Source organism: Arthrobacter sp. K4-10C (assembly GCF_059090085.1).
Window position 1 is genome coordinate 88,581 of sequence record NZ_JBNHFI010000009.1, and the last position, 20,821, is coordinate 109,401.

Consider the following 20,821-nt stretch of genomic DNA (forward strand, 5'->3'; position numbering starts at 1 on the left):
GGGGACCCCACGTAGCGTCGGGGGCAGGACACCTTGCCATCCGGAATGAAGGGTTAGCCATGGATACAGTTTTCTGGGTCATTCTGATTGTTGTGGTCGTGGGCATCGTGTGGTGGCTGCTGAACCGCAGCAACTCGCAAAAGCCACCCCAGGGATCGGCAGCCACCGAGGCTCCGCGGGCTGACGGGGCATTGTCCTCAGGCAGCGCCGCCGCGTCCGCCGAGGCCGAAGGCACAACGGGCATCGCGCCTGCCGCTGGTTTCGGCCGTCCCGCTGAGCCTGCGGCACCAGTCACTGTCCACGATGAACCGGCAGGGAAACCGGCCCCTCGTGAAGCGCCCCGGCAGGAGCGGACAAGGGAGGGCTCGAGCGCTGAAGCGCCTGACAGCCAGGCAGCTGTAATCCAGGAAGCCGCCAGTGCGGCACCGCATGACGACCGCCGGCAGCAGGACCAGGCCGAATGGGAAACCCAGTGGTCAGAAGCGGGCGGCTCCTCCCCCGCCCGCCCAAGCGCGGCCGCGGCATCACACGCCCGACCGGATGCAGCAATCCCGGCAGAGCCTGAAGGGCAAACTGAAAATCCTGCCGGGGAGGCCACACACCCCGTCCACCATCCCGAGTACACACAACCGCATGCCCCCACCCTTCCGGGGGCTGAAACCGCCGCTGTGGAAGAAGGTGACGACGGCGGCGCCCCGGCACCGGCACGTGCCACCGGGGTTGATTCTCCAGCCCGGCACGGCGCCGCCGGCGAGAGGGCCGAAGCTGCAGGCACTGCCGGCGCCGTCATCCCGGAGACCGCGGCCGAAGCCGAAACGCTTGACCGGACACATTCCTCGGCCCTTGTTGAGACCGGGACTGGCCACGACATGCCGGAACACCGCCGGGAGGCAGGAGCCGGCCCGGGTGCCCAACCGGATGCTGCCGGCCATCTCGCCGCCGCGGAACCCTATGGAGCGGGCTCGGCCGCAGCGGGCGCCGACGGCAGCGGTCCGGCTGGGTACGGCGTTAAGGGCGATGCCGGGGCAATGGTCTTCTACGAGGAAGGGCACCCCGACTACGGGGAAATCAGGGCCGACGTCTGGTTTGAGTCTGCAGCCCACGCGGAGGCGGCAGGTTTCCGGGCGCCCCGGCGGAAGCGCCTGTAGCAACTGTCCCTGACCGGCAGCTATGGGTCCACCGGCAGCAGGGTTGGCCTGTGGTCCAATTCACACGAAGGCGCGGGCTGGTGCGGGCAGCATCCGACACGCCTTGGGACAGGTGCCCGGGCCTGATAATCGGGGAAAACCCTTGATTTCCCGCCGCTTTTGCCGCCGCCGGCATGAGCCACCTTCCACCGCAAGGCCCGATTTCACATGCACCAAAAGTTCGTGTAGAGTTTCATGTCGTTGCGGAGATCAACGGGAAAGAAAAAGCCCGCCTGATCGAAACAAAAAGATGCACCTCTAGCTCAATTGGCAGAGCAATTGACTCTTAATCAATGGGTTCCGGGTTCAAGTCCCGGGGGGTGCACCATTGGGAAAACAACCCCCGGCTTGCGGAAGCGCAAGCCGGGGGTTGTTTTGTTTTGCCCTCCACGCTGCGGGCAGCGCCTAAAAAAGGCGTGAAGGCAGTTTAGTCAACTGCCTTCACGCCAATCTCTCCAGGCCGGCCGACGGCCAAACGTACCTAGGGTGAATTCTCCATGATGGCCGACGCGTTGCTGGGCACGGTGCCGAACTGGCTTGCGAGTTCCCGGACCACGGCCTTGAGTTCCTGGCGAAGGACTTCAGGGTCAATGGACGCAGAGGCGAGGACAGAGCGCTCCATCTCGACGGCGGCAGCAGCCGCTTCCTTGCCCCGTTCGGTGAGGGACACTACGTGGCTCCTGCGGTCGGAAGTGCTGCGGACGCGCACGATGTGACCGTGGGATTCGAGCCGGCTAAGGGTCTTGCCCATGGTCTGCGCCTGGACGCGTACGAACTGGGCAAGCTGTGCCTGGGTCATGGGTCCCTGGGCGGCCAAAACCTCAATGGCTATGACGCCTGCATGCGTGAGACCGATGGCACCAAGTTTTTCGTTCCATGAGTGTTCTACGAGGCGCGCAGCAGTGGACAAGAGGCGTCCCGTGGGCCAGTGCTCCATATCAGGCATAGCAGCAAGTATAGCCAAGTGCGGATTAGCACCGGCCCCTCGCCCTTACTAGGCTGTTGTGTCCCGCCTGCAACTAGGAGAAAAACAATGGCCGACAGACTCGTTACCGGCGTTACAGCGCCTGCCTTCACATTGAAAGATTCCACCGGCAAGGACGTCAGCCTGTCCCCCGGCAACGGCCGCCACACTATCGTCTACTTCTACCCGGCAGCCTCCACGCCCGGATGCACCAAAGAAGCGTGCGACTTCCGTGACAGCCTTGCCTCGCTGCAGTCCGCGGGGTACGACGTCCTGGGAATCTCGCCTGACCCGGTGGAAAAGCTGGCCAAATTCGCGGCCAAGGAGGAACTCACCTTCCCACTGCTGGCGGACGAGGACCACGCGGTGGCGGAGGCGTATGGCGCCTGGGGCGAAAAGAAGAACTATGGCAAGACCTACCAGGGCCTGATCCGGTCAACCATCGTGGTGGACCCTGACGGCAAGGTTTCGCTGGCCCAGTACAACGTCCGCGCTACCGGCCACGTTGCAAAGCTGCGCCGTGACCTGAAGCTTGACGCCTGAGCCTTTTACCGCCTGGCCCGGCCAAGCCGCCGGCAACGCTACAATGAAAACTGCCATCCGCCGTCGTACGTATTTCCGGTACTGCTATTAGGAATTCTTTGTAGATACTGGGATTGCGTCCTCCGGCAGGGCGGCCATGCGCGAGTGGTGAAATTGGCAGACACGCAGGATTTAGGTTCCTGTGCCTTCGGGCGTGGGGGTTCAAGTCCCCCCTTGCGCACATCACATACAGAAGGTCCCCCGGTCCGGCACCGGGGGATCTTCTGTATTTATCCGGTGTCCTGACCCCTGCGCCTGTACTTCCACAGCGACAGGATTGTCGTCCGCCACCGAAAAACTTCCTGGATTCACCCATCCGGTTCTGCGCACCAACCGAATAGCCAGTGAGACACCAGCCTGGGGCAGGTGCTTGCAAGCCAGACAAGGCCGACGCCGTGGACATCCGTACGCGGCACGCAGAAGCCAAGATCCAAGGAGAACTGAAATGCAGACAATCACGCGCACAACCTTCAGCGTCGCAGGCGTTGCCGCTGCAGCTTTGCTGGGCCTGACCGCCTGTGGCGGGTCCGGCACCACCACGGGATCCTCCGCTCCGGCTGAAGTCCCGTCCGCGGCCGCCTCCAGCATGGCGGCCTCCCCGTCGGCAAGTCCGTCCGCCGCGGCCATGGACCCTGCAGGCAACCTGGTGGGACCAGGTTGCGCGGCCTACGCGGAGCAGGTTCCTACCGGCGCCGGCTCGGTTGAGGGGATGGCCCTGGATCCGGTGGCTGTTGCCGCCTCAAACAACCCGATCCTGACAACCCTCACCTCGGCTGTCTCCGGGCAACTGAACCCCAAGGTTGACTTGGTGGATACGCTCAACGGCGGCGAGTTCACCGTATTCGCCCCGGTGGATGAGGCCTTCGCCAAGATCGATGCCGCCACGATTGAGACACTGAAGACCGACGACGCGCTCCTGAGCAAGATCCTCACCTACCACGTCGTCCCCGGCCAGATCGCCCCCGACAAGATCGCAGGCACCCATGCAACAGTGCAGGGCGGCACGGTCACCGTCAGCGGCAGCGGTGACGCGCTCAAGGTTGACGGGGCCAACGTGATTTGCGGCGGCGTCCAGACCAAGAACGCCACCGTGTACCTGATCGACTCGGTACTGATGCCCAAGTAGGCAGCGGATACCAGCACAGCCAGTACGATCCGGGACGCCGGGCACCGCGACACGCGGTGCCCGGCGCCTGTGCGTCCAAGGGGCAGCAGCCTTTCCGGGTCCCGCCGGCCTGTCAATTAGACTGGGCTTTCCGGCCCGCAAGCGGCGGAGCCGGCGATATCCAGAGGTGATCCACGAGTGCCCAGCAGTCCATCGCGGCGGACGGTCCTAACGGCCGGCGCCGCCCTCCTGGCACTGGGCGCCGCCTCGTGCACGGCCGCACCCTCCCCCTCGCCGTCGTCGGGATCGCCCAGCGCCACCACTCCTCCGGAGCCCACGGCCACCTTCAATTTCGGCACGGCCGCACAGCCCCTGGGACTCGATCCCGCCCTTTCCAGTGACGTGGAGTCACAGCGCATCACCCGGCAGATCCTCGAAGGACTGGTAGGTGTTGACCAGACCACGGGCAAGCCAACACCCCTTCTGGCCACGGAGTGGAGCGAGTCCAACGAAGGCCGGTCCTATACCTTCACGCTTCGCGCCGGCGTCACTTTTCACGACGGCACCCCGTTCAACGCCGACGCCGTCTGCTTCAACTTTAACCGGTGGTTCGCCTTCCCCGCGGATCTGCGCCGGCAGGCCCCGGGCAGCTCGTTCAAGGGAGTCTTCAAAGCCCACTCGGATGAGCCCGACCTGTCCATCTTCAAGAGCTGCACCGCCCTCTCCGAGGACACGGTACGGATCGATCTCACCCAGCGGTTCACGGCATTCCTCCAGGCCCTCACCCTGCCCGCGTTCGCCATGGCATCGCCGGCCGCCCTGGCTTCCGGCACCGCGGACATCCTCAACCAGAACCGCGGCGGTCCCCCGCTGTCCGTCTTCGGCACGAACCCGGTGGGCACCGGGCCGTTCAGCCTGGGCTCCTGGGACGCAGAGAGCGTCACTCTGGTGAGCAACAAAGCCTACTGGGGAGACAGGGGCCAGATTGCCACCATCAACTTCCTGGCCTACAACCATCCGCAGACCCGGCTCCAGGCCCTGCTCGACGGCAAAATCGACGGTTACGACGCCGTGACCGTGGGCAATTTTGACCAACTGGTCAAGCGCGGAAAGCAGATCGTCCAGCGCGATCCGTTCTCGGTCATGTACGTGGGCATCAACCAGGACGTTCCGGTGCTGCAGAACCAGAAGGTCCGGCAGGCCATCGAAATGGCGATCGACAAGGAAACGCTGATCCGCAAGTTCTTCATCGACAACACTGCCAAGGCAACGCAGTTTGTCCCGCCGAAGATCAGCGGCTTCAACAACGACGCCCCGGAACTGGGCCACGATCCCGCCAAAGCCAAGGAATACCTTAAAGAGGGCGGCTACGCCGGCGAGGAACTCAAGTTCTACTACCCGCTGAACGTGACACGGCCATACCTGCCAACGCCCGAGAAGGTTTATGCCGAGCTCAGCCGGCAGCTGACCGCGGCGGGACTCAACATCCGGCCGGTTCCGGTGGAATGGTCCGAAGGTTACCTCCAGAAGGTCCAGTCACCCGGTGACCATGCCCTCCACCTCCTCGGCTGGAACGGCTCGTACTCCGATGCCGACAACTTCGTGGGCCCCCTGTTCGGCGAAAAGAACGGCGAGTTCGGCTACCAGGATCCGCAGGTGTTTTCGAAGATCAACCGTGCCCGGAGCATGCCGGAGGGCCAGGAGCGGGATGAGCAATATCACACCATTAATGCCCAGATCGCGGCCACCGTTCCGGCTGTCCCCATCGCCTTCCCCATCTCCGCGCTGGCCCTGTCAGACCGGGTGCTGAGCTACCCGGCGTCACCGGTCTTAAATGAAGTTTTCACGAAGGTGCAACTAAAGCCTTGACGGGCCGTTCCAATTTCAGTATGTCGGCTGCCCGGGGATATTCTGTGACAGCCAGAGCCGCTGCAATCGGAGACTGATCGTGACCTTCATTTCCAAGACCCCACATGCCGACGTCGTCCTGATCGGCGGCGGCATTATGAGCGCCACCCTGGGGGCATTTCTCAAGCAGCTGGAGCCGAACTGGACCATCTCCCTGTTCGAGCGGCTGGACCAGCCCGGCCTGGAAAGCTCGGGCCCGTGGAACAACGCCGGAACGGGCCACGCCGCCCTCTGCGAACTCAACTACTCCCCTGCAGCCAAAGACGGCTCAGTGAACCCGGCCAAGGCGCTGCTCATCAACGAACAGTTCCAGCTCTCCCGGCAGTTCTGGTCGCACCTGGTGGACCAGAACCTGATCGGTTCACCCAAGGGCTTCATAAACACTGTGCCGCACATGAGCTTCGTGATCGGCGAGGACCACGCCCGCTTCCTCAAGACCCGGTATGAGGCGCTGAAGCCCCACACCCTGTTCAGGAGCATGGAGTACTCCGAGGACCACGCCCAGATTGCCAAGTGGGCACCCCTGATCGTCAAGGGACGCGACCCGAAGCAGCGCGTTGCCGCCACGCGTGCCGCCGAAGGTACCGACGTCGACTTCGGGGCACTGACCCGCGAGTTGACCACCTACCTGGGGAACAACGGCGTCGAAATCAACTACGGCCATGACGTCACGGGAATTTCGCGCGCTTCCGACGGCGGCTGGAACCTGTCGCTGAAGTATCCGAAGTCCGGCGAACACGGCAAGATCCACGCCAAGTTCGTCTTCGTCGGTGCCGGCGGCGGCGCCCTCCACCTGCTCCAGGCCTCCGGAATCCCGGAAAGCAAGGGCTACGGCGGCTTTCCCGTGTCCGGCCAGTTCTTCCGCTGCACCGACGAAACCATTGCGGCGCAGCACAGCGCCAAGGTGTACGGCCAGGCGTCCGTGGGCGCTCCGCCGATGTCCGTCCCGCACCTTGACACCCGCTACGTCGACGGCAAGCGCTCCCTGCTGTTCGGCCCCTACGCCGGGTTCTCCACCAACTTCCTCAAAAACGGCTCCTACCTGGACCTTCCACTGTCCATCCGTCCAAGCAACATCATCCCCATGCTCGCCGTTGCCAAGGACAACATGGACCTCACCGCCTACCTGATCAAGGAAGTGGCCAAGCGCCACGGGGAAAAGGTGGAGGCACTTCGCGAGTACTACCCTGAAGCCAAGGACGGCGACTGGGAACTGATCACCGCCGGCCAGCGTGTACAGATCATCAAGAAAGACCCGAACAAGGGCGGTGTCCTGCAATTCGGTACTGAAGTGATCGCCGGACGTGACGGCTCCATCGGTGCGCTCCTTGGTGCGTCCCCTGGAGCATCGACCGCTGTTCCCATCATGATCGAACTGCTGCAGAAGACGTTCCCGAAGAACTTCAAGGGCTGGCAGTCCAAGCTCAAGGACATGATGCCCGGCTACGGGGTGAAGCTGGATGAGAATCCGGACCTCGCCATCGCGCTGGAGCAGGCAACCGCCAAGTCCCTCCAGCTGGAGAGCGTTTCCGCCGGCCGCTGATCCCGCCAGGACCGCCGGCCGGCACCAGCGGCACCGCACCAGTTCCTCAATCCTCCAGGAGTTCATGCGATGTTCCGGCTGGCCCACCTTTCCCTGGCGAACCGGGCGCTGATCGCACTGATCACTGTCTTTGCGTCCGTCTTTGGCGTGATCACCATGTCGTCGCTGAAGCAGGAGCTTATTCCTTCGATTGAGTTCCCGCAGATCACCGTGCTGACTGCCATGCCTGGAGCTTCCCCGGAGGTGGTGGACAAGCAGGTGGGCGGGCCGCTGGAGACTGCGCTGAACGGCGTGGAGGGGCTGGAGTCCACCTCCTCCACGTCGCGCAACGGCGTCTCGCAGATAACCATGGTGTTCACCTACGGTTCGAACCTGGACCGGGCGCGCGCCCAGATCGACCGCGCCATCTCCAACGCCAAAAGGTCCCTGCCGGAGGACGTCCAGCCGCAGGCCATTGCCGGCAGCATCAGCGATTTCCCCATCGTTTTCCTGGCTGTGTCCTCGGATAAACCGCTCAGCGAGCTCAATGCCGACCTGCAGCGGCTGAGTGTGCCACGGCTGCAGAAGATCGACGGTGTCCGGGGCGCCGACGTCACCGGCGGGGCCAGCCAGCACATCGAGATACTTCCCCGCCCTGACGCTATGGCTGCCGCAGGCGCCAGCATCACCTCCATCCGGGATGCCCTCGGGAACAACGGTGCACTGGTGCCGGCCGGAACGCTGGAGGACCAGGGCAGGACGCTCTCCCTGCAGATCGGCAGCCCGGTGGATTCACTCGATGCCATCAAGGCGCTTCCGCTGTCGGGAGTAAAGGGTGCGGCCACGATTGGCTCCGTTGCGGATGTGTCGCTGCAGGACGACGAGCGGACGTCTATCACCCGTACCAACGGCGCTGAAACCCTTGCGGTCTCGGTCACCAAGAAACCCGAGGGTGACACGGTGGCCATCTCGCACGCTGTGCGGGATGTGCTGGACGACCTGGAGGCCGAACTGGGCGCCAACGCCAAGTTCACCCCGGTCTTCGACCAGGCACCGTTCATCGAAAAATCCATCAAGGACCTGACCGTAGAAGGCCTGCTGGGACTGGGCTTCGCAGTGGCCATCATCCTCGTGTTCCTGATGTCCACCCGCTCCACCCTGGTGACCGCGGTTTCCATTCCGCTGTCCCTGCTGATCACGTTCATCGGGCTGTCCGCCACCAACTACTCGCTGAACATCCTGACGCTCGGTGCGCTCACCATCGCCATCGGCCGGGTGGTGGACGATTCGATTGTTGTCATCGAGAACATCAAGCGCCACCTCACGTACGGGGAGGAGAAGGTCACGGCCATCCTCACCGCCATCAGGGAGGTAGCCGGTGCCATCACCGCATCCACCCTGACCACTGTTGCCGTGTTCCTCCCCATTGCCTTCGTAGGCGAGCTGGCCGGGGAGTTGTTCCGGCCCTTCGCCCTCACGGTCACCATGGCGCTCCTGGCCTCGCTGCTGGTCTCACTGACCATCGTTCCCGTCTTGGCCTACTGGTTCCTCCGGAATACCGGCGCGGCGCCCGGAAGGCTACAGGCGGATTCACCCACGGCGCGGGCATTTGCGGCCGAAGCGCGGGCTAAGGCACAGGAAGCCGAGCAGCGAAGCCGGCTGCAGCGGGGCTACCTGCCCATCCTCACGTCAACGCAGAAACACCCCGTCATCACACTGGTGGCGGCGGTCCTGGTGCTCGGCGCAACCGCTGCCATGGCTCCGCTGCTGGCCACCAACCTCCTGGGCAATTCCGGCCAGAACAGCCTGACGGTCCGCCAGGTACTCCCGGCCGGAACCAGCCTGGCGGACACCAGCGCGGCTGCCGTCCGCCTTGAGGAGGTGCTCCGCGGTATCGACGGCGTCAGGGACGTCCAGGTGACGTCCGGCAACGCCCAGGCCGGGTTCGCCGCCCTCATCTCCACCGGATCCTCGAATTCGACGTTCACGGTGGTGACCGACGAGAAGGCGGACCAGGTGAAGCTGCAGGACACCGTACGTTCCGTGCTGGCCAGGGTGCCGGACTCCGGCAAGGTTTCCGTGGGGACCCAGCAGGGCGGGTTTGGCACGTCCTCCACGGTGGACATCACCCTCAAGGCCGCCAGCACCGCCGACCTCCAGGAAGCCAGCGACGCAATGGTTTCAGCCATGGCCGGTGTCCCGGGCAGCAGCGAGGTGGCGACCAACCTTGCCGCCACCCAGCCCGTCGTGCAAGTGAAAGTGGACAGGGCAAGGGCGGTGGCGGCAGGCCTGAACGAGGAACAGGTGGCCGGAGTACTCGCGTCCACGATCAGTCCCATTCCCGCCGGCGAAGTCCGGATCGAGACCGATGACTTCCCAGTGCAGATCGGCCAAGGCACCCGGTTCACCAGCATCGACGCAGTCCGGAACATCCCGCTGCCCGGAGCCGGCGGCCCGTTGACGCTGGGCAGCATCGCCTCCGTGGAACAGGTGGACGTTCCCGTCTCCATCACCGCCAGCAATGGCCAGCGGACCGCACGCGTGTCAGTGACGCCGTCGGGCTCCAACCTGGGTGCCGTCAGCGCCGAAGTCCAGAAGCGGCTGTCCGATGTGCAGCTGCCGCCAGGGGTGACGGCCGAAATTGGCGGCGCAACCACGCAGCAGGCGGAATCCTTCCGGCAGCTTGGCCTGGCCCTGCTGGCGGCAATCGCCATCGTCTACGTGATCATGGTGGCCACCTTCAAGTCGCTGGTCCAGCCGCTGATCCTGCTGGTCTCCGTTCCCTTTGCGGCCACCGGAGCAGTGGCGTTGCTGCTGGTGACGGGCGTCCCGCTTGGCCTGCCATCCCTGATCGGCATGCTCATGCTGGTGGGCATTGTTGTCACCAACGCCATCGTGCTGATCGACCTCATTAACCAGTACCGCCAGCCGCGTGACGGCAGGCCGGGGATGAGCGTTGCCGACGCCATCACCCACGGAGCACGGCAGCGCCTCCGGCCCATCCTGATGACTGCACTGGCGACGGTCTTTGCGCTCACCCCCATGGCAATGGGCCTCACGGGCGGCGGCGGCTTCATCTCGCAGCCGCTGGCCGTGGTGGTGATCGGCGGGCTGGTCTCCTCCACTGCCCTGACGCTCGTCCTGGTGCCGGTCCTGTACCGGCTGGTGGAGGGCCGGCGCGAGAAGAAGGCACTGCTCCGGGAGCTGCAGGAGCGCCCTGAGTTCGCCGTTGCAACCCACGTGGATGATGAATTCAACGACTGGACCACCGGTGTGGTGCCAAAGGGCAGCGGACGCCGCGCATCCCCCGGGTAGCCCCGACCAGGACAGGGAATATTCTTCGCATTGCTGTGTTGTACCCCGCGATAGATGCAAATGCATCTAATTTGGTTTACACTCAAACCAAGCCAGCAAGTCCAGGAACGGAAAGGCACATCATGCAGATCGGTGTTTTCAGCGTCAGCGACATCACCACGGACCCCACCACGGGCCGCACCCCCACCGAGAATGAGCGGATTAAGGCCTCGGTTGCCATCGCCAGGAAGGTCGAAGAAATCGGCATGGATGTCTACGCCCTGGGCGAGCACCACAACCGGCCCTTCTTCTCGTCCTCCCCCACCACCACCCTCGCCTACATCGCTGCGCAGACCGAGCGGATCACGCTGTCGACGGCCACCACGCTGATCACCACGAACGACCCCGTCAAGATCGCCGAGGACTTCGCGATGCTCCAGCACCTCGCGGACGGCCGGGTGGACCTGGTCCTGGGCCGCGGCAACACAGCACCGGTGTACCCGTGGTTCGGGAAGAACATCCAGGATGGTGTGGAGCTGGCCATCGAAAATTACAGCCTGCTCCGTCGGCTCTGGGACGAGGACACCGTGAACTGGACCGGGAAGTTCCGCACCCCGCTGCAGAACTTCACCTCCACGCCCCGCCCGCTCGACGGCGTCGCCCCCTTCGTCTGGCACGGTTCCATCCGCACCCCGCAGATCGCGGAAGTGGCCGCCTACTACGGTGACGGCTTCTTCGCCAACAACATCTTTTGGCCGAAGGAGCACTACCAGCAGCTGATCGGCCTCTACCGCGAGCGCTACGAGCACTACGGGCACGGCAAGGCGGACCAGGCGATCGTCGGCCTGGGCGGCCAGTTCTTCATGCGGAAGAACTCGCAGGATGCAGTGCGCGAGTTCAGGCCCTACTTCGACAACGCACCCGTCTACGGGCACGGACCGTCGCTGGAAGACTTCACCGCACAGACGCCCCTCACGGTCGGCAGCCCGCAGGAGGTCATAGAAAAGACCCTGACCTTCCGCGAATACTTCGGCGACTACCAGCGGCAGCTGTTCCTGATTGACCATGCTGGCCTGCCCCTCAAGACCGTGCTGGAGCAGCTGGACCTGTTCGGCGAGGAAGTCCTGCCCGTCCTGCGCAAGGAGTACGCTGCCCGCAAGCCCGCCCATGTCCCCGAGCCGCCGACGCACGCAGCCCGCGCGGCCGCGCTGCTGGCTTCCGGGGACGCCGAGAAGACGTCTGCGGAGGCGTGATGGCTGGCGGAGGATCGGAATCGCCCGTCCGCCTGGCGGCGGAGACCTGGGAGTCGCTGTTCCGGGCCCAGGTGGCTGTCATGCGCAAGCTGCAGTCGGGCCCGGCCTTCCGGAAGCTGGCGGTGAATGAGTATGACGTCCTGTTCACGCTCTCCCGCTGCCCGTCCGGCTGGCTGCGGCTCAACGAGCTCAATGACAACGTCCTTTTGAGCCAGTCCAGCCTGAGCCGGCTGGTGGAGCGGCTGGAGAAACGCGGGCTGGTGGCCCGTACGCCCGCACCGGACGACGGCCGGGGAATCCTACTCAAACTCACGGACGAAGGGCGGGAACTCCAGAAGGAGATCGGCCGCGAGCATGTGCGCGACATTTCCGCGCTGGTGGGTCCCGCGCTGACCCCGGCGGAACAGAAGGAGCTTCGGCGCCTGACGGACAAGCTCCGGGAGTCGCTGGGGAAACGCTAGCCCAGCTGCACCAGCCTGCTGGCGTCCTCAACCGGCAGGTCGCCGTTGACGACGGCGGTGACCTTCAGCTGGTTGAGGACCAGGCTGCCGCCCACCGTCGAGAGGAAAGCGGTATCGGAGGAGTCCCGGCCGGCGGTGATGCGCAGCATCGACTCGCGCGGGGCAAGCCCCGTGGGGTCGATGACGTGCCAGGCGCCGTCGATGTACGCCTCGGCCACGGCGTGGAAGTCCATGGGGCTGAGGCCGGGGGCGTACACAGCCGCCAGCCGGGCCGGGATGTCCTTCGACCGGAGCAGTGCGATGGCCAGGTGCGCGAAGTCCCGGCACACGCCGCGCCTGCTGAGGAGTGTCTCCACGGCGCCGTCCGTGCCGCGGGACGAGCCGCTCAGGTAGCGGAGTTCGCCGTGGACCCAGTTGCGCACCGCATGCAGCAGGTCGGCGCCGGAGAAGTTGTCGAATTCGGCGTAGGCGGTGGGCAGCAGCCGGTCCGATTCCGCGTACCTGCTGGGACGGACGTAGCGGATGCGGTCGGCCAGGCCGGGCTCCTCCGGTTCCCCCCTGCCGGCCACCGTGGCCGTGTACTCGACCGTTACCTCGGAGGGCTCACGGAACTCCATGTAGTGGAAGCGGCCGCCGTGGTTGTCGCCGATCTCGGTCAGCGGGACCTCTTCCCCGCCGGCCATGACGGACAGGGATTCTTCGAAGGATGAGTAGCCGCTGTTCCGCGCCACTGCGACAGCCATGGCCACCTTGGTGTTGGCTACAGTGCGGAAGGCCAGGCGTGCGGAAACAGAGCGTTCCATGAATCTCCGGGGGTGTCGGCGTGGGAAGGAAAAGCCGCCGTCTTGCCTGGCACCTGTAGGACCCGGCATCGGGACTAGTTTTTGATCTCCAGAGACATTAGCATCCGCTGGACATTGGCGAAGTCGGGGCTGTCGCCCGCGTACTCCGCCGCCTGGCCGAGGGTGTCGAATGCCTTGGCAGGGGCCACCTTCTCGTCAGGGCGAGCGCCTTCAGCGACACCAGGTCGCCAAAGGACCAGTCCCCCTTGCCGGCCGGTCCGCGCACGATGTTCCGGAGCTCGCATGCCTGGTTGCCTGCGCCGCCAACCACGTTCGTGATGCCGTAGGAGCCGAAGTACTTGTAGCCCTGGATCACCCGGAAGACCACGCGGGGCGGGATAGTTCCCTCTCCGCCCTGGGCGGAGACCTCCACGGGGACGCTGCTGATCACGGTATACGCCCGGCGTGAGCCGTCCGGACATTCACTGGACGACGGCGGCAGTCCCGTCCGCAGGGCGGCCATGAACGTGCCGTCGGGCTTCTTTACTTCTATCTTCAGTGCGCCGGGCAGGGTGCCTTCCCCGGGCGGCACGGACTGGGCAATCCAGTCCTGCGGCAACTCGAAGCTTACGGTCTTGCCCGGGTCCGAGAAGGTCTTCCAGGCAGACGCCGTGGCTGCCGGGGTCTGCCCTGAAGCGGTGGCGGAAGGGTCACCGGAGGCAGGTGCCGGTGACGGGTTGCCGCTGGTGGCACCGGCGGGCCCGGACGTGATTTCAGGCTGGGCCGTCCAGGCAGGACCGTTCCCTTGCGGATCTGCGCATCCGGCCAGGACGACGACGGCGGCCAGCAGGGAAGCCCGGGACAGGACTGGAATCGGTGCCTTGCCTCTCATGGAGCCAGCCTAGCCGCGCTGCCCCGCCCGGGGCCGTGGGTGGCGGGGTGTTTTCCGCAGGTGTTTCCTGCCGGCCCGGGTTCTGCCGGGTGCGGGCACCCGCAGGGCGTGTCGCCTTCGGACAGGCACGGGGCGCCGGGGACTAGGCTGGGTGCTATGGCGGAACAGCACGGCACGGCCGAAGATAACCCCGCGGACATTTCCGCCGTCGACATCGCTGACTGGCGGCTGCGGACCTTTGCCCTGTACGAAAACGTCCGCAAGATCTCCGCAGACAATCCCGCGGAGGCACATTCCTATTGGCGGCACCAGCGGGACCTGATGTTTGCCACCCATCCGGCGTCAGCGCTTACCGGCGAAGGCAAAGCGCTGTTCTCGGGGCTTAAAACGGCCGACTACGACCCCATCTACCGTTTCCATGTTCCCCTGACGCAGGAAGGTGCCGGCCGGGAGATGACCGTGGACACGGGGACTGACGGCGTGGTCCACTTCATCCGGCTGGGCACGTTCGACCTGCCGGAGATGGGGCAGCTCGCGGTGTGGAAGGTGCATGGGTACGGCGGCGGCATCTTCGTGCCGTTCCGGGACGCGACCGCCGGCCAGCCGGGCGGCAGCTATGGCTCCGGCAGGTATCTGCTGGACACCATCAAGGGGGCCTTCCACGGTGTCCAGGGCAGTGGCCCTGATGCGGCCTTCGTGCTGGACTTCAACTTTGCCTACAACCCGTCGTGCGCCTACAACGAAGCGTGGGCGTGTCCGCTGCCGGGCCCGGCCAACCGGCTGGCCGTGGAGATCCCCGTGGGCGAGCTCTACTGAAAGCCGCCGGCTGCTGACACCCCGCCGCCCGTCGCGGAACGTCAGCCCGCGCCCAGGGCCCTCACCCTCGTGACGGCGGAACCGACCGCTGCTGCGGCGGCGTCCAGGTCCTCCGCCATGATGGAGGCCTCAAAGCTGAACCGGACAGCCGTCCGGGCAACATCCGCGGCGATGCCGAGGGCAGTCAGCACGGGTGACGGTGCATCGGAACCGGCGGCACACGCTGAACCGCTTGAGCACACCACGCCGCGTCGTTCCAGTTCCAGGAGCACAGATTCGCCGCTCGTGCCCGGGAAGCAAAAGGAGGCGACGGACGGGAGCCGGTCCGTGGGATGGCCGGTCAGGACAGCCCCGGGGACGGCGGACAGCACAGCTGTGATGAACATGTCCCGCAACGCCGTGACCTTCGCCTGCTGATCCTGCTGGCAGGTCTGGGACAGCGCCAGGGCTGTGGCCAGGCCAACCGCTCCGGCAACGTTCTCTGTCCCGGAGCGGCGGCCCCGTTCCTGCCCGCCACCGTGAATGACCGGCTCCACCCTGGTGCGGTTACGGACAAACAGCACGCCGCACCCTTTGGGGGCACCCAGCTTGTGACCGGAGATACTCATGGCGTCCACGCCGAGTGCCTTAGTGTCCAGCGGCAGCCAGCCCGCCGCTTGGACGGCGTCGGTGTGGAAGGGGATGCCGCGCTCCCCGGCCAATGCGGCAAGCGGCGCAATGGGCTGGACAGTGCCCACCTCGTTGTTGGCATACATCACGCTGACCAGCGCTGTTTCAGGCCGGAGGACTTGCTGAAGCGCCTCCGGCGTGACCTGGCCGGTGCTGTCAACGGGCACCACATCCACCGTGAAGCCGTGGAAACGTTCCAGGTACCTGGCCGATTCCTCCACTGCGGGATGTTCGACGGCGCTGACCACCACCCGGTTCATGGCAGGGTTTGCGGCCTGCCGGGCCAGGGCAATGCCCTTCACAGCCAGGTTGTCCGCTTCGGTCCCCCCGGACGTGAACGTCACTTCCCCGGGCCGGCAGCCAAGCACAGCGGCCACGGAGGCCCTGGCGCCGGCGAGCGCCCGCGCGGCCGATTCCCCCAGTGTGTGGTGGCTGGAGGGGTTGCCGAACTCTCCGGTCAGGTACGGCCACATTGCCTCGAGCACCTCCCGGCGGACGGGGGTGGTTGCGGCGGCGTCAAGGAAGATCATGGCGCATTCACCCGATGGTCAGTTCCACGTCCAGGCCGAGGTCCAGGGCGGCGACGGTGTGCGTCAGGGCACCGACGGAGATCACGTCCACTCCCGTGGCGGCGATCGCGGCGACGGTATGGAGGTTGACGTTTCCGCTCGCTTCCACCTGCGCCCGTCCGGCCACCATGGCCACGCCGGCCTTCAATCCGTCGATGGTGAAGTTGTCCAGCATGATGGTGTCCACCCCTGCCGCCAGGACGGGTTCGATCTGGTCCATCCGGTCCACTTCCACTTCGAAGTGGGTGGTGTGCCCCAGCTGGGCCTTGGCCGCGAGCAGCAGTTCCGTGAGCTTGCCGGGGTCCCCGCCGGTCATGACGGCCAGGTGGTTGTCCTTGGCCAGAACGGCGTCCGAAAGGCTGTAGCGGTGGTTGGCCCCGCCGCCGCAGCGCACGGCAAAGCGCTCGAGGATCCGCAGTCCCGGAGTGGTTTTGCGGGTGTCGGTGATCCGTGCCCGCGTGCCCTCCGTGAGCTGCACGAACTCGGCGGTCCGGGTGGCGATAGCGGACATCCGCTGGACAAGGTTGAGCGCAACACGTTCCGCGAGCAGCACCGACCTGGCGGGGCCGCTGACCCGGGCGAGGTGGGTGCCGGCGTCGAACCTTTCCCCGTCCGCCACCAGCAATTCAACGTCGATGCCGGGATCCACCAGCTGCATGGCATCGCGGAACACCGTTGCCCCGCTCAGGACGCCGGGAACGCGGGCGTTCAATACCGCCGTGGCGCGTGCACCGTCGGGAATGAGCAGCTGCGAGGTGATGTCGCCGGCGGGTGCGTCCTCGGCGAAGGCGCGTTCCAGGATCTCCCGGACGGGTGCGGCGGGAAGGGTCAGGCCGGACGCCCGGCGGGCGGGGGCGGCCGGATCGGCCACCAGGTTTTCACTCATGGAGAAGGCTCGCTTTCGGGCGGAATGAGAAAGTGTCTAGGGAAATGTCTGCGGCATCAGGCGGGCTGTCGCTGCGGTAGTGGGCACCAAGGGATTCTTGGCGGTCCAGCGCGGCCGCGGCCAGCAGCCGGGCAGCCAGCAGCAGGTTCCGGTCCTCGTGCGCGGCTACGGCGTCGGGCTGCCCGCCGGCATCAACAGTTCCAGGAGAAACGGCGCAGGCCCACCCCTGCAGGGTTGCCGCCGCCTGGGCCAACAGCTCCCCGCTGCGGAGAACCCCGGCATGGGAAGTCATCAACCGGCGCAGAGCATCCCGGGAGAACGGCTCATCTCCCACGCCGAAGCCGGACAACCGGCTCCCAGCCGGGACGGTACGCGGCGGAGTGCCGGCGGGCGCCACCCAGGCACCGTCGTCATCACCAGATAGGAAGGCTTCAACAGCGCGCCGGCCGAAGACAAGTCCTTCGAGGAGGGAGTTGCTGGCCAGGCGGTTAGCCCCCTGGACCCCTGTGCAGGCGACCTCCCCGGCGGCATAGAGCCCCGGGATGCTGGTGCGGGCGGAAAGATCGGTGGCTACCCCGCCCATCCAGTAGTGGGCCGCGGGTGCCACGGGCACCGGTTCGCGGGTCCAGTCGATGCCGGCGTCACGGGTCTTCCGGGTAAGGGTGGGGAAGCGGCGCTCGAGGAAACCCGCACCCCGGGTTTCCTCGATGACCCGGGCGTCCAGGTAGACGTGGCCGTTGGGGTCGCCGAGCTTGGCCAGGTGCAGGGCGATGCTGCGCGAGACGACGTCGCGCGGGGCGAGTTCCGCGTCGGGGTGGTAGGCACGCATGAAGCGGCGCCCGCTGGCGTCCACCAGGATGGCACCTTCCCCGCGGACTGCCTCCGAGATCAGCAGCGGCCCCGACAGGGTGGCGGGCTGGTGCGTGGCGGTTGCGACCAGGCACGTCGGGTGGAACTGGAAGAACTCGAGGTCGGCGGTGGCAGCCCCGGCGCGCACGGCGAGCGCCAGGCCGTCGGCGGTGGCCACGCCTGGGTTGGTTGTCTGGGCGAACAGTTGGCCGGCGCCCCCGGTGGCCAGCAGGACGGCGTCTCCCTCAATGCTGGATGTGCGGCCGTTCTGCAGGTACTCCAGGCCGCTTACCCTGCCGCTTCCATCCTGCAGCAAGGCTGTGGCGTAGGCGCCGGTCAGAACCAGGAGGTTTCCTTCCGCCTGCGCTGCCAGGACGGCACGGATCAGCGCTTCGGCAACCCTTGCCCCGGTGGCATCACCGCCTGCATGGAGGATGCGCGGTGCGCTGTGGGCCGCTTCCAGGCCGAGGGCGGGGCCGTCGTCGTCCCCCATGTCGAAGCGGACGCCGAAACGCCGCAGCCCTGCGATATCCAGCCGGGCTTCCGTGCACATAAGCCGGACCGCTTCTTCATTGCAGTGCCCGGCCCCGGCCTGCAGCGTGTCCGCGATGTGGGCGGCAACGGTGTCCCCTGGCGCCGGGTCCGGAAGCACGGCCGAGATCCCGCCCTGGGCGAACCAGGTATTGCTCTCGTCCAGCCGGCCCTTGGTCACCAGGACAGGGTCAGCACCGGCGTCGGCCGCCAGGAGGGCGGCGTACAGGCCGGCAATGCCGCTTCCGACGACGATCAGCCGCCGCCGTGCGGGCTTTCCTGCGCTGAACCCGGGGACGTCCGTTACCCGGGCAGCCACGTTCCGCCGCCGTTCCACTATGGCCTGGCGGCGAGCATGCGCTCGAGCGCGGTCCGGGCATTGGCCTGCACGGCGTCATCCACGGTGATCCTGTTGACCACCCGGCCGGCAACCAGTTCCTCAAGCACCCAGGCGAGGTAGCCCGGGTGGATCCGGTACATGGTGGAGCAGGGGCAGATGACGGGGTCCAGGCAGAAGATGGTGTGCTGCGGGTACTCTGCGGCCAGGCGGTTCACCATGTTGATCTCGGTGCCGATTGCGAAAGTGGTGGGCTCAGTGGCGCCCGCGATGGCCTTCTTGATGAAGTCGGTGGAACCGGCTGAGTCTGCGGCGTCCACCACTTCCATGGGGCACTCAGGGTGGACGATGACCTGGACGCCGGGGAAGTCGGCGCGTGCCTTGTCGATCTGGGCGGTGGTGAACCGCTTGTGCACTGAGCAGAACCCGTGCCACAGGATCACCCGGGAATCCAGCAGCGCCTGCTCCCCGTTGCCGCCCAGGTCCTTGCGGGGGTTCCACATGGGCATCTGCTCCAGCGGCACGCCCAGTGCCTTCGCGGTGTTGCGGCCGAGGTGCTGGTCGGGGAAGAACAGGACCCGCTGCGCCCGCTGGAAGGCCCATTCCAGGACGGTCTTGGCGTTGGATGAGGTGCAGACGATGCCCCCGTGCTCGCCGCAGAAAGCCTTGAGGGCTGCGGAGGAGTTCATGTAGGTGACGGGAATGACCGGAACCCGGCCGTCGGCGTCGGGCTCGGTGCCGAAGATCTCCTCCAGCTGTTCCCAGCATTCGGCGACGGAATCGGCGTCGGCCATGTCCGCCATGGAGCAGCCCGCGGCGAGGTTGGGCAGGATGACGGCCTGGTCGGGCTTGGAGAGGATGTCGGCGGTTTCGGCCATGAAGTGGACGCCGCAGAAGATGATCGCCTCCGCATCGGGCCGGGTCAGGGCGGCGTTGGCGAGCTGGAAGGAGTCGCCCACGAAGTCCGCGAACCGGACCACCTCGTCCCGCTGGTAGAAGTGCCCCAGGATGACGGCCCGCTCCCCCAGTGCTGCCTTGGCGGCGAGGATGCGTTCCGCGAGCTCGGCGTCGCTGGCCAGCTTGTACTCATCGGGCAGCTGTCCCTGGCGGGGAGTGGCTGCCGGGGCGACGTCGGCGCTGGAGGCTCCGGGGCCGTAGGCGGGGATCCCCGCGAGCGCCTCGGCCAGGTCGTAGTCCCAGGGGCCCTTGGCGAGGGCGGGGCTGCAGGTGCTGCCTTTGGCGGCTGCGCCTTTTTCGGCCTGTTCACGTGTGATCAGCTGGATTGCTGTGTTGACGCTGCTCATGCTGTGCTCCTGTTGTCTGGGTCAAGGCCGGGCCGGCCGGTAAAGCGGTAGAGGCGGGGCGGGCGGTGTTTACCGCCCTGGAGGAATTGGTCTGTTTCTTCGATTTCGGGGGTGGATTTGAGCTGGCGGCGGAAGTTGGCGGGGTCCAGCTGGCGGTCCAGCACGGCCTCGTAAACCTCGCGCACCTGGGCGAGGGTGAAGTACTCGCCCAGGAGGTGGTAAGCCACCGAGCCGTAGGCCAGCTTGTTCCGCAGGCGCCAGAGGGCGTAGTCGACGATGGCGTTATGGTCGAACGCCAGGTCACCGAGGCGGTCGGCCCGAAACCACCGCACATTCTCCGAAACGTCCGCCAGCGCCGCTTCCGTCGGCTGGACCAGGGCCCAGTAGACGATGGAGACCACGCGCTGGCTGGGTGAGCGGTGCAGGCCGCCGAAGGCGTACAGCTGCTCCAGGTAGTTGGGGGCCAGGCCGGTTGTCTCCCGGAGGTTCCTCGAGGCAGCGTCCTGCAGGGACTCGTCGTGGCTGAGGGGTCCGCCCGGCAGTGCCCACAGCCCCTTGAAGGGTTCGCGGATGCGGCGCACCAGCGGCAGCCACAGGGTGGGCCGCCCGGAGGTTTCGCTGGGGCGGAGCGCGAAAATTACGGTGGAGATGGCAAGCAAGGGCGGCGCGGCACGGCGCTCCGAGACGTTAGCTGAGCTGTAGTACACGCGTCCACCTCCTGGTGCCGGTCCGGCCCCTGCCGGGGCTCTAGTTATGGTCACCTTGACCATAACTCATTCTACGGCCAGCGGGGCACAAACAGGAAATGTGTCCGGCGGCGGGATCCCGGCGCAGTCCGCCGGCGTGGCGGGAGCCGACGCGAGCACGGGCAGGGCGCAAGTTCAGCCGCGCGGTAACCAGGCGGTAAATT

The 20,821-nt window shown here is 66.1% G+C and carries 17 protein-coding genes and 2 tRNA genes; 11 read left to right on the top strand and 8 right to left on the bottom strand.

Annotation, left to right across the window (positions count from 1 at the left end; all coding sequences use genetic code 11):
• Positions 1 to 59: 59 nt before the first annotated feature.
• Together AC5RUU_RS13825 and AC5RUU_RS13830 are read left to right on the top strand one after the other, a co-directional pair.
• Positions 60 to 1,148 carry a sunset domain-containing protein gene (locus tag AC5RUU_RS13825; RefSeq protein ID WP_493975775.1) on the top strand — a complete coding sequence of 363 codons (1,089 nt, stop codon included), beginning with the start codon at positions 60 to 62 and terminating at the stop codon, positions 1,146 to 1,148.
• A gap of 291 nt (positions 1,149 to 1,439) precedes the next feature.
• Positions 1,440 to 1,515 (top strand) — tRNA-Lys (locus AC5RUU_RS13830).
• Positions 1,516 to 1,668: 153 nt separating this feature from the next.
• On the opposite strand, the gene AC5RUU_RS13835 is transcribed toward AC5RUU_RS13830, so the two are convergent.
• Entirely contained in the window at positions 1,669 to 2,124 is a 456-nt protein-coding gene (locus AC5RUU_RS13835; RefSeq protein WP_493975920.1) for a MarR family winged helix-turn-helix transcriptional regulator, read from the bottom strand.
• A gap of 96 nt (positions 2,125 to 2,220) precedes the next feature.
• Here AC5RUU_RS13835 and bcp point away from each other — a divergent pair, with 96 nt between their 5' ends.
• The 8 genes from bcp (at position 2,221) to AC5RUU_RS13875 (ending at position 12,276) form a co-directional block, all read left to right on the top strand.
• The gene (bcp, locus tag AC5RUU_RS13840; RefSeq protein WP_493975776.1) at positions 2,221 to 2,694 is read left to right on the top strand and encodes a thioredoxin-dependent thiol peroxidase; all 474 of its coding nucleotides are present in this window, start codon (positions 2,221 to 2,223) and stop codon (positions 2,692 to 2,694) included.
• A 138-nt stretch (positions 2,695 to 2,832) separates the two neighbouring features.
• Positions 2,833 to 2,914, top strand: a tRNA-Leu gene (locus AC5RUU_RS13845).
• A 264-nt stretch (positions 2,915 to 3,178) separates the two neighbouring features.
• Entirely contained in the window at positions 3,179 to 3,859 is a 681-nt protein-coding gene (locus AC5RUU_RS13850) for a fasciclin domain-containing protein (RefSeq protein ID WP_493975777.1), read from the top strand.
• A 177-nt stretch (positions 3,860 to 4,036) separates the two neighbouring features.
• Positions 4,037 to 5,707 (top strand): ABC transporter substrate-binding protein, encoded by a 1,671-nt coding sequence (locus AC5RUU_RS13855; RefSeq protein WP_493975778.1) that lies wholly within the window; start codon positions 4,037 to 4,039, stop codon positions 5,705 to 5,707.
• 79 nt (positions 5,708 to 5,786) lie between these two features.
• Entirely contained in the window at positions 5,787 to 7,289 is a 1,503-nt protein-coding gene (locus tag AC5RUU_RS13860) for a malate:quinone oxidoreductase (RefSeq protein WP_493975779.1), read from the top strand.
• Positions 7,290 to 7,358: 69 nt separating this feature from the next.
• Complete coding sequence (locus AC5RUU_RS13865) at positions 7,359 to 10,583, top strand: efflux RND transporter permease subunit (protein WP_493975780.1); 3,225 nt, start codon at positions 7,359 to 7,361, stop codon at positions 10,581 to 10,583.
• A 122-nt stretch (positions 10,584 to 10,705) separates the two neighbouring features.
• Complete coding sequence (locus tag AC5RUU_RS13870; protein WP_493975781.1) at positions 10,706 to 11,815, top strand: LLM class flavin-dependent oxidoreductase; 1,110 nt, start codon at positions 10,706 to 10,708, stop codon at positions 11,813 to 11,815.
• Positions 11,815 to 12,276 (top strand): MarR family winged helix-turn-helix transcriptional regulator, encoded by a 462-nt coding sequence (locus AC5RUU_RS13875; RefSeq protein ID WP_493975782.1) that lies wholly within the window; start codon positions 11,815 to 11,817, stop codon positions 12,274 to 12,276. The genes AC5RUU_RS13870 and AC5RUU_RS13875 overlap by 1 nt, the downstream gene beginning before the upstream one ends.
• Here AC5RUU_RS13875 and AC5RUU_RS13880 read toward each other — a convergent pair.
• Both AC5RUU_RS13880 and AC5RUU_RS13885 read right to left on the bottom strand, forming a co-directional pair.
• Positions 12,273 to 13,079 carry a transglutaminase-like domain-containing protein gene (locus AC5RUU_RS13880; protein WP_493975783.1) on the bottom strand — a complete coding sequence of 269 codons (807 nt, stop codon included), beginning with the start codon at positions 13,077 to 13,079 and terminating at the stop codon, positions 12,273 to 12,275. The genes AC5RUU_RS13875 and AC5RUU_RS13880 overlap by 4 nt on opposite strands.
• Before the next feature lie 97 nt (positions 13,080 to 13,176).
• A complete protein-coding gene (locus AC5RUU_RS13885; protein WP_493975784.1) occupies positions 13,177 to 13,950 on the bottom strand; it encodes a hypothetical protein in 774 nt (257 codons plus the stop codon).
• Positions 13,951 to 14,106: 156 nt separating this feature from the next.
• Here AC5RUU_RS13885 and AC5RUU_RS13890 point away from each other — a divergent pair, with 156 nt between their 5' ends.
• The gene (locus AC5RUU_RS13890; protein WP_493975785.1) at positions 14,107 to 14,766 is read left to right on the top strand and encodes a DUF1684 domain-containing protein; all 660 of its coding nucleotides are present in this window, start codon (positions 14,107 to 14,109) and stop codon (positions 14,764 to 14,766) included.
• Positions 14,767 to 14,807: 41 nt separating this feature from the next.
• On the opposite strand, the gene AC5RUU_RS13895 is transcribed toward AC5RUU_RS13890, so the two are convergent.
• Genes AC5RUU_RS13895 through AC5RUU_RS13915 form a run of 5 tightly spaced genes read right to left on the bottom strand, consistent with a single transcriptional unit; the run spans position 14,808 to position 20,618 of the window.
• Positions 14,808 to 15,965: a cysteine desulfurase family protein gene (locus AC5RUU_RS13895; RefSeq protein ID WP_493975786.1), complete on the bottom strand. Its 1,158-nt coding sequence runs from the start codon at positions 15,963 to 15,965 to the stop codon at positions 14,808 to 14,810.
• Positions 15,966 to 15,972: 7 nt separating this feature from the next.
• A complete protein-coding gene (gene nadC / locus AC5RUU_RS13900; protein WP_493975787.1) occupies positions 15,973 to 16,890 on the bottom strand; it encodes a carboxylating nicotinate-nucleotide diphosphorylase in 918 nt (305 codons plus the stop codon).
• Positions 16,883 to 18,589: an L-aspartate oxidase gene (gene nadB, locus AC5RUU_RS13905; protein WP_493975788.1), complete on the bottom strand. Its 1,707-nt coding sequence runs from the start codon at positions 18,587 to 18,589 to the stop codon at positions 16,883 to 16,885. The genes nadC and nadB overlap by 8 nt, the downstream gene beginning before the upstream one ends.
• Positions 18,590 to 18,606: 17 nt before the next feature.
• Positions 18,607 to 19,911 (bottom strand): quinolinate synthase NadA, encoded by a 1,305-nt coding sequence (gene nadA / locus AC5RUU_RS13910; RefSeq protein WP_493975789.1) that lies wholly within the window; start codon positions 19,909 to 19,911, stop codon positions 18,607 to 18,609.
• Positions 19,908 to 20,618 carry an NUDIX hydrolase gene (locus tag AC5RUU_RS13915; protein ID WP_493975790.1) on the bottom strand — a complete coding sequence of 237 codons (711 nt, stop codon included), beginning with the start codon at positions 20,616 to 20,618 and terminating at the stop codon, positions 19,908 to 19,910. Before AC5RUU_RS13915 ends, nadA begins: the two co-directional genes overlap by 4 nt.
• Between the last annotated feature and the right edge of the window lie 203 nt (positions 20,619 to 20,821).